The organism is Novosphingobium sp., from assembly GCF_041905565.1.
GTDB lineage: Bacteria > Pseudomonadota > Alphaproteobacteria > Sphingomonadales > Sphingomonadaceae > Novosphingobium.
On record NZ_JAYRKX010000033.1, the window covers coordinates 1 to 7,589 of the forward strand.

Consider the following 7,589-nt stretch of genomic DNA (forward strand, 5'->3'; position numbering starts at 1 on the left):
AGCGTGACGTTCTGCAGGTTGGGCAGGAAGACGCGCTTGGTCTTGTTGTTGGCGTGGCTGACGTTGTGGCCGACCTGGCGACCCTTGCCGGTCAGTTCGCAAATACGGGACATGGCTTCACTCGCTTCGAAAATTGCTGCCCATGACGGGAGAAGGCGCGCGCATACCGATTCACCCTTGCTTGGTCAAGCTGAGTCTTGGTTTTGAGCGGGATCTGCCTCCGCAGATTCCTTGGCAACACCGGTCCGCGCGGGCCGGTGTTGCCAAGGCAAGGACGGATGTCCTTGCCGCACCCGGCCAGGGACTCTAATCCCTTCAGGGATGAGCCGTTGGCCCCTGCCTGAACCGATGCAAGCGGCGCTGCAAGAGGCGCGCGCGGGCGAATCGGCAGGGGAAGTGCCGATCGGCGCGGTGGTGGTGAAGGACGGGCAGGTGATTGCCCGGGCCCACAACCAGCCGCGCGGGCTGTGCGATCCCACCGCCCATGCCGAAGTGCTGGCGATTCGCGAAGCGGCGCGGGTGCTGGGCAGCGAGCGGCTGGGCGAATGCGAGCTGTGGGTCACGCTGGAGCCGTGCCCGATGTGCGCGGGCGCGATCAGCCATGCGCGAATCGCCCGGCTCTATTACGCCGCCAGCGATCCCAAGGGCGGGGCGGTGGAACACGGCGCGCGGGTGTTCGACCAGCCGCAGTGCCTGCACCGCCCCGAAGTCTATTCCGGGATGGGCGAGGGCGAGGCGGCGGCCCTGCTGAAGACGTTCTTCGCCGGCAAGCGCCAGCCTTAAAGCCCGCGCCACACTTTCAGCGGCACGTCGTTCTTCGGGCCGTAAGTGCGCGGCTCGCACCGGGTCGGCTTGAAGTCCTTGCCATAGCACAGCTGAATTTCGCGCAGCCAGCCGCCGTTGCTGGCGCGGATCCCGATCTGGTCCTGCCGCCAGCCGGGATTGGCGGCGATGAAAGCCTGGCGCAGATCGCCCATGGTCAACCCGGGCTTGCGCGACAGGGCGTCGGCATCGGGCAGGCGGACCGAGTTCCACAGGATCGACGCGACCTTGAAATAGGCTGCCGGGGTCTTGGCCATGCAGCTGCCGTGCTTGGCCCATTCGTGTTCGAGCAGCCAGGGCACCGGGGTCATGCACAGGTTGGCCTTGATGTCTTGTTCGGTCGGGCGCGGGGTCAGCGCGCACCACTGCGGATACTTGCCGCTGCCGCTGTCGGGCCACAGCCCGTGCAGGACGAAGCCGAATCGCCCGATCGCGCCGTTGCACTGGTAGTTGTCGGGATCGCTCGCCGCCTTGCCGCCGCGGCAGAATTCGGGCGACCAGCTGACCGCCAGAGTATAGCCGGTGATGGCCGAGCGGCGGGTCGGCCCGTCGGGCTGGACGGCGCGCGGCATGGTTACGCTCGGCGGCGCCTTGCACTGATAGGCTTGCGCCAGGACCGGGGCGGGCAGGGCCAGCGCGATCAGCGCCAGGGCAGCTTTCATAGCGGGGTGAAGTCCAGCCCGATGTCCGCTGCGGGCGCGCTTTGCGTCAGCCGTCCGACCGAGACATAGGTGACGCCGGTCGCGGCGATTTCGGCGATGGTATCGAGCCGCACCCCGCCCGATGCCTCGATCGGCACGCGGCCCGCGACCAGGGCCACCGCCTCGCGCAGCTGGGCGGGGGTCATGTTGTCGCACAAGAGGTGACTGGTGCCGCCGGCCAGCGCGGGTTCGATCTGGTCGATATGGTCGACCTCGCAGATGATCCACTTGACCCCGGCGGCCTTGGCGCGGGCGACCGCCTCGGTCACGCCGCCGGCCACGGCGACGTGGTTGTCCTTGATCATCGCCGCGTCCCACAGCCCCATGCGGTGGTTCTGCGCCCCGCCCATGCGCACGGCATACTTTTCGAGGTGGCGCAGGCCCGGAATGGTCTTGCGGGTGTCGAGCAGGGTGGCGTTGCCCTGCATTGCATCGACGTATTGCCGGGTCAGCGTGGCCACGCCCGAGAGGTGCTGCACGGTGTTGAGCGCGCTGCGTTCCGCCGTCAGCATGGCGCGGGCATTGCCCGACAGGCGCATCAGGTCGGTCCCGGCGGCCACTTGCGCGCCTTCTTCGACCAGCAGTTCGATCTCCATCGCGGGGTCGAGAGCGCGGAAGAACCCGGCGGCGACCGGCAGGCCGGCGACGGTGATCGCATCGCGGCTGTCCATCACGCCGGAAAAGCGCGCATCCGCCGGGATCACGCTTTCGCTGGTCACGTCATGCCCGCCGCCGGGCAGGCCAAGGCCAAGGTCCTCGTCCAGAGTGGCGCGGACGAAAGCGTCCAGGTCGAAGCCGGTCAGGGTAAACTGGGTCATGCCCCAGGGACTAGCGCCCGGCCCGGCCGGGTCAAGCCGGTCAATGCACGAAGCGCGCCACCACGTCGCGGTAGGAGCGGCTGACTTTCAGCTGCGCGCCCGATTCCAGCACCAGGAAGCATTCGCCATTGGTGTGCGGCTTGACCTGGCGGACCTTGTCGAGGTTGACGATGGTCGAGCGGTGGACCCGCTGGAACGCGCGCGGATCGAGCCGGCGTTCCAGGTCCTTCATCGTTTCGCGCAGGATGTAGCTGTTGTCGCCGGTGTAGATGCACATGTAGTCGCCCGCCGCCTCGACATATTCGATCGAATCGACGTCCACCCGGAAGATCTGCCCGCGGTCCTTGATGTTGATGAGCTTTTCGTAGCGCGCGGTGGTTTCGCCATCGTCGGGCATCGCCTCGATCGCGTCGGGGGCCACTTCGGCCAGCACGATCTTCAGCTTTTCGGCTTCCTCGGCGGCGTGCTTTTCGCTGAGGCGCAGGCGCACGCGTTCCAGCGTGTCGGCCAGCTTGTCCTCGTCCACCGGCTTCATCAGGTAGTTGACCGCATTCGCCTCGAACGCGCGGACGGCGTGTTCCTGGTAGGCAGTGACGAAGACGATCAGCGGGGGTTCGATCTCCATCACCCCCTTGACCACGGAAAAGCCGTCGAACCCCGGCATCTGGATGTCGAGGAACACCAGGTCGGGCTTTTCGGTCTTGATCTTGCGGATCGCCTCGCGGCCGTTGTTGCAGGTGTCGATGATCTCGACATCCGGGAACTTCTGCAGGCGCAGCATCAGCCCCTGGATCGCGAGCTTTTCATCGTCGACGATGATCGTGCGGATGGTCATGGCTGGGAATACTCTTTCAGCCCGGCAGGGCAGGGCGATGGTCCGCGGCGAAGCCCGGGGGGGTGGGCTCGCGCCGCTCGTACGGCAATTCGATCAGCACGGCGAAGCCGCCTTCGGGCGGTTCCATCGTTTCGAACCGGTGATCTTCGCCATAAGCCTGGGCCAGCCGGTCACGGATGTTGGCCAGGCCCACTCCGGTGGATACAGGTTCGCCGCCGTCGAATGTCACGCCGCTCAATCTGTTGCTGGCCGCGCCCGATTGCAATCCCGGCCCGGTGTCGGAGACGGTAATGCGAAGGTTCTGGCCGACGAGCTGTGCCGCGATGGTGATTTCGGCCCCGGCCTCCTGCGGGCTGACCGCATATTTGATCGCGTTTTCGACCAGCGGCTGGAGCAGCAGCGACGGCAGCAGCGCCGGTTCGGTGACCGGATCGATCCGGAAACTGGTGCGCAGGCGTTCTTCAAACCGCATGCGTTCGATGTCGAGGTAGAGCTTCAGCGTCTCCACTTCCTGCGCCACGGTGACGCGGCCGGTCGGTTCGTTGACCAGGGTATAGCGCAGGAAGCTCGACAGGCGGCTGAGCATGGCATTGGCCGGCTCGGTCTGTTTCAGCAGCACCAGGGTCGAGATCGAATTGAGCGTGTTGAACAGGAAGTGCGGGTTGAGCTGATAGCGCAGCATCGCCAGCTGGGCCTGGGTGGCCTGGTTTTCCAGCCGGATCAGCTGGTCGTTCTGTTCCTCGATCTGCAGGAAGAAGTTGATCGCGTAATAGAGCGCCGACCAGCTCATCAGCAGGGTCGCGTCGATATAGAAGCCGCCGATGAAGCGCTGGGCAAAGCCGACCGCCGTGTCGCCATAATAGAGCCCGTTCACCCAGGCATCGATGAAAGCGTAGAGCGCCACCGCGAACGGCAGGATCACCGCGGTCACCCCCCAGGTGATGATCGGGCGGCGGTTGATCAGCTGGCGGTAGATCACCGACAGGATCAGGGTGATCGAAAAGCCGGTGATGGTCTGCAGCAGGACCAGCACGAGGTAGGACAGCGCCAGGCCATTGGCGATGCCCGACATCGCGCGCAGCAGCATCGCCCCGCCCCAGCCGACCGCCTGCAGCCGCCAGAAGGCGCGGTTCTTGTTGGCGAAGAACGGGGTCGGGCGAAAGGGCAGCACGGCCATGGGGTCTACCCTAGCAGATAATGGACCGGCAGGGGAACAGGATCAGGCCCCGCGCGCCTCGGCAATCGCCTTGGCCAGCACGTCCTTGCCCACCGCGCCGCCGAACATCTGCTCGCCGATCACCCACGATGGTGTGCCTTCGAAGCCCAGGCTGCGGGCGAAGGTCAGGTTGCCTTCGATTTCCTTGACCACGCGCGGATCGGCCAGGAACTTGCGCGCCCGGTCAAGGTCCAGCCCGGCTGCGCGGGCGGCGGCCTCGATCGTGGCCGGGTCGGGGCGGCCGGCGGCGAACATCGCGTGGTGGAACGCGCCGTAGCGGCCCTGTTCGGCCGCGGCCAGGCCCCACTGCGCGGCCAGCGCGCTTTGCGGCGAAAGGATCGGCATCTGGCGCACCACCACCTTGAGGTCGGGGTGCTCCTTGATCAGTGCTTCCACGTCAGCCACGCTGGAGCGGCAATAGGTGCAGGCGAAATCGGTGAATTCCACCAGCGTCACCTTGCCCTGCGGATTGCCCAGGACCGAGCCCGGAAACGGCGTGAACACCGCGTCCGAGACGCTGGCCAGCGATTTCGCATTCTCGCGCTTTTGCAGTTCCTGCATCGCCTGGGGCAGGATTTCGGGGTTTTCGAGGATGGTCTTCTTGACCACTTCGGCAGTGCGGCGGCTTTCGAACCACCAGCCGCCGGCAGCCCCGATGACCAGCAGCATCAGCCCGCACAGGGTCAGCAGCAGCGATTGCGTGGTTTTGCGTTCAGCCATGATGCCCGCGCTACCTGCGTTTGCCCTTGCGTTCAATCGCCGCGCGCGCCTGCATGGCAATATCCTGCGCACGCAGCCAGTCGGCGCTGCCCTTGGGCAGCATCGCTTCGGCCGCTTCGGCGCTGCGCAGCGCCTGGGGCATCTGCAGGCTCATCACCTGCTGTTCGGCGCTGGCCAGCCGGGCGCGGGCACTGTCGCCATTGGCTTCATAGACCACGCCCAGTTGATACCAGGCGAAGGGGTTTTCCCGGTCGCGCGCCACGGCGGCCTTCAGCACGCGTTCGGCCTCCTTGAAATTGGCCGGGTCTTCGGTGGCGATCAGGGCGTGGCCAAAGGTGGTGGCGATCAGCGGCTGGTTGCCGGTCAGTTCCACCGCGCGGCGCAGCGGCGGCAGGGCATCGGCGGGCCTGCCGCTTTCCAGCAGGATCTGGCCCTTCAGTTCCATGAAATAGGGATCGTTGGGCGCGGTCGCCAGCAAGGCGTCGGTTTCGGCCATCGCCTTGTCCATCAGCGCGTCCTTGTGCCAGGCATAGGCGCGGGCATAGCGCGCGGGCACGCCGGTCATGCTCAACGGATAGTCGCGCAAGGTTGCCTGCGGTTCGGCGACATAGCCGTACAGCTTGGCCTTGACCCGCTGGAACCGGGCTTCCAGCGCGGGATCGTTGGGCTTGGTCCAGGCCGGATCGACCTTGTAGGTGTCTTCCAGCGTGGCCAGGCGGTCGGCGGTCATCGGGTGGGTCGAATAGAATTCGCTGTCGGCGTTGCGGGTAAAGCCATAGCGGTATTCCATGTTCTGCAGCTTCTTGAAGAAGCTGAGCGAGCCGCGCCCGGAAATACCCGCTTTCGACAGGTATTGCGCCCCGGCGGCGTCCGCGCTCGATTCCTGGCTGCGGCTGAAGGCCAGGTACTTGCCCAGCGCGGCCTGCTGCCCGGCCATGAAAACGCCCATCGCCGCGTCGCCGGCCCCGGCGGCGGCGGCGGCGGCGCTGAGCAGCAGCGACAGGATCGAAATGCCGGTCGCCGCCTTGCTGCCGCCATCGCTGATAACGTGGCCGCCGGTGATGTGGCCCAGCTCGTGCGCGATCACGCCCTGCACTTCGTTCGCGCTGGTCGCGGCGTTGATCAGCCCGGAATGGACGTAGACCGCCTGCCCGCCCGCAACGAAGGCGTTGATCGAATTGTCGCCGATCATCACGATGTCGACGTTCTTCGGATCGAGCCCGGCGGCGGCGACCAGCGGCACGGCCATGTCGTGCAGCAGGGCTTCGGTTTCCGCATCGCGCAGGATCGATTGCGCCATGACCGGCTGGGTTACCAGCCCCACGGCAAGCACGGCGGCGATCAGGCGGGACAGCAGGCGCATTACGGCCATTCTAGTCGCGCCCGTCCTTAACCGCGGCTGAAGGCGGCGCGCCGTGCTGGGCCAGGAAGGCCAGCACCGCGTTCAGTTCGCGCCGGTCGCGGTTGAACGGATGGGCCAGCAGCTTGACCGTGTCCTCGTGGTTCAGCCCGGCGATTACCACCGCCTGGGTCGGCCGGCCCACTTCGGTCAGCGCCTTGGCCAGGGCCAGCGAATTGCGCGGCTTGACCGTGGTGTCGCGGTCCCCCGTCAGCAGCAGCATCGGCGGGGCATCGGCGCGAACGTGGTTGATCGGCTGGGTCAGCGCCGGATCGGGCGCGTGGCCAAAGGCGGCGCGCGCCGAATCCGATGTGAACGGGTGAAAGTCATACGGCCCCGACAGGCCGATCACGCCCTTGACCGCGCCTTCGGGCACCCCGGCGCGGCCCAGCCACTGCCGCTCCAGCCCCAGCATGACCACGTTATAGGCCCCGGCGGACTGTCCCATCAGGAACAGCCGCTGCGGATCGGCGCCCCAATCGTCCGCATGGCCCAGCGCGAAGCGCACCGCCGCCGCGCTGTCTTCCAGCATCCGGGGATAGATCCCGTCCGGCACCAGCCGGTATCCCGCCAGCACCGTGACATAGCCCATCCGCGCGAAATTGCGGCCGATGAAGTGGTATTCCCCCGCCGTCCCGCTGTGCCAGCCGCCGCCCGGCACCCAGACCAGCAGCGGATGCGGCCCCGGCGTGTCGGGCACGAACACGTCCAGCCTCTGCGCCGGCAGCGGGCCATAGGGCTGCCCATCGACCACCTGGCGCATCCCTTCGGTCCCGCCCAAAGTGCGGTCGGCCCAGTCGAGCATCGCCAGCCCGTGATTGCGCACGCCGTAGACGAACGTCCCGCCCAGCAGGGCAGCCAGCGCGGCAAAGGTGATGACGGTCCAGCCCAATTTTCCCGGTTTCCAGCGTGACATGGGCGGCAGGACTAACGCCCCCGGTGGCGGCGGCAAGGGTTAAAGTGGGAGTCCTTGTTTGGTGTGCTGATCGCCTCCGCGATCAGCTTGGCCTGGCCGGCCCACTCCCCCGGCCCAACCACCCACAGGGTACCTTGAACGGGTGGTTGGGCCGGGGGAGTG

The 7,589-nt window shown here is 66.8% G+C and carries 9 protein-coding genes; 1 reads left to right on the top strand and 8 read right to left on the bottom strand.

Features of this window, described 5'->3' with window-relative positions; genetic code table 11:
- Positions 1-113: 50S ribosomal protein L28 (gene rpmB, locus ACE3N9_RS16285; RefSeq protein ID WP_374285512.1), on the bottom strand; the 113-nt coding region annotated here is incomplete at its 3' end.
- Between the two features lie 208 nt (positions 114-321).
- Between rpmB and ACE3N9_RS16290 the strand changes: the two genes are divergently transcribed.
- Positions 322-783 carry a nucleoside deaminase gene (locus ACE3N9_RS16290; RefSeq protein WP_374285499.1) on the top strand — a complete coding sequence of 154 codons (462 nt, stop codon included), beginning with the start codon at positions 322-324 and terminating at the stop codon, positions 781-783.
- Here the strand turns inward: ACE3N9_RS16290 and ACE3N9_RS16295 are convergent.
- The 7 genes from ACE3N9_RS16295 to ACE3N9_RS16325 are packed head-to-tail and all read right to left on the bottom strand — an operon-like array spanning position 780 to position 7,427.
- Positions 780-1,484 carry a ribonuclease T gene (locus ACE3N9_RS16295; RefSeq protein ID WP_374285501.1) on the bottom strand — a complete coding sequence of 235 codons (705 nt, stop codon included), beginning with the start codon at positions 1,482-1,484 and terminating at the stop codon, positions 780-782. The genes ACE3N9_RS16290 and ACE3N9_RS16295 overlap by 4 nt on opposite strands.
- Positions 1,481-2,341, bottom strand: coding sequence for a carboxylating nicotinate-nucleotide diphosphorylase (gene nadC / locus ACE3N9_RS16300; RefSeq protein ID WP_374285503.1), 861 nt, complete (start codon positions 2,339-2,341; stop codon positions 1,481-1,483). The genes ACE3N9_RS16295 and nadC overlap by 4 nt, the downstream gene beginning before the upstream one ends.
- 40 nt (positions 2,342-2,381) lie before the next feature.
- The gene (locus ACE3N9_RS16305) at positions 2,382-3,176 is read right to left on the bottom strand and encodes a LytR/AlgR family response regulator transcription factor (RefSeq protein WP_374285505.1); all 795 of its coding nucleotides are present in this window, start codon (positions 3,174-3,176) and stop codon (positions 2,382-2,384) included.
- A gap of 16 nt (positions 3,177-3,192) precedes the next feature.
- On the bottom strand, positions 3,193-4,353 hold the full coding sequence (locus ACE3N9_RS16310; RefSeq protein ID WP_374285507.1) for a sensor histidine kinase: 1,161 nt from the start codon (positions 4,351-4,353) through the stop codon (positions 3,193-3,195).
- A 42-nt stretch (positions 4,354-4,395) separates the two neighbouring features.
- On the bottom strand, positions 4,396-5,112 hold the full coding sequence (locus ACE3N9_RS16315; protein ID WP_374285508.1) for a DsbA family protein: 717 nt from the start codon (positions 5,110-5,112) through the stop codon (positions 4,396-4,398).
- Positions 5,113-5,122: 10 nt separating this feature from the next.
- On the bottom strand, positions 5,123-6,475 hold the full coding sequence (locus ACE3N9_RS16320) for a M48 family metalloprotease (protein WP_374285514.1): 1,353 nt from the start codon (positions 6,473-6,475) through the stop codon (positions 5,123-5,125).
- A gap of 10 nt (positions 6,476-6,485) precedes the next feature.
- Positions 6,486-7,427: an alpha/beta hydrolase gene (locus tag ACE3N9_RS16325; protein ID WP_374285510.1), complete on the bottom strand. Its 942-nt coding sequence runs from the start codon at positions 7,425-7,427 to the stop codon at positions 6,486-6,488.
- Positions 7,428-7,589 lie beyond the last annotated feature (162 nt).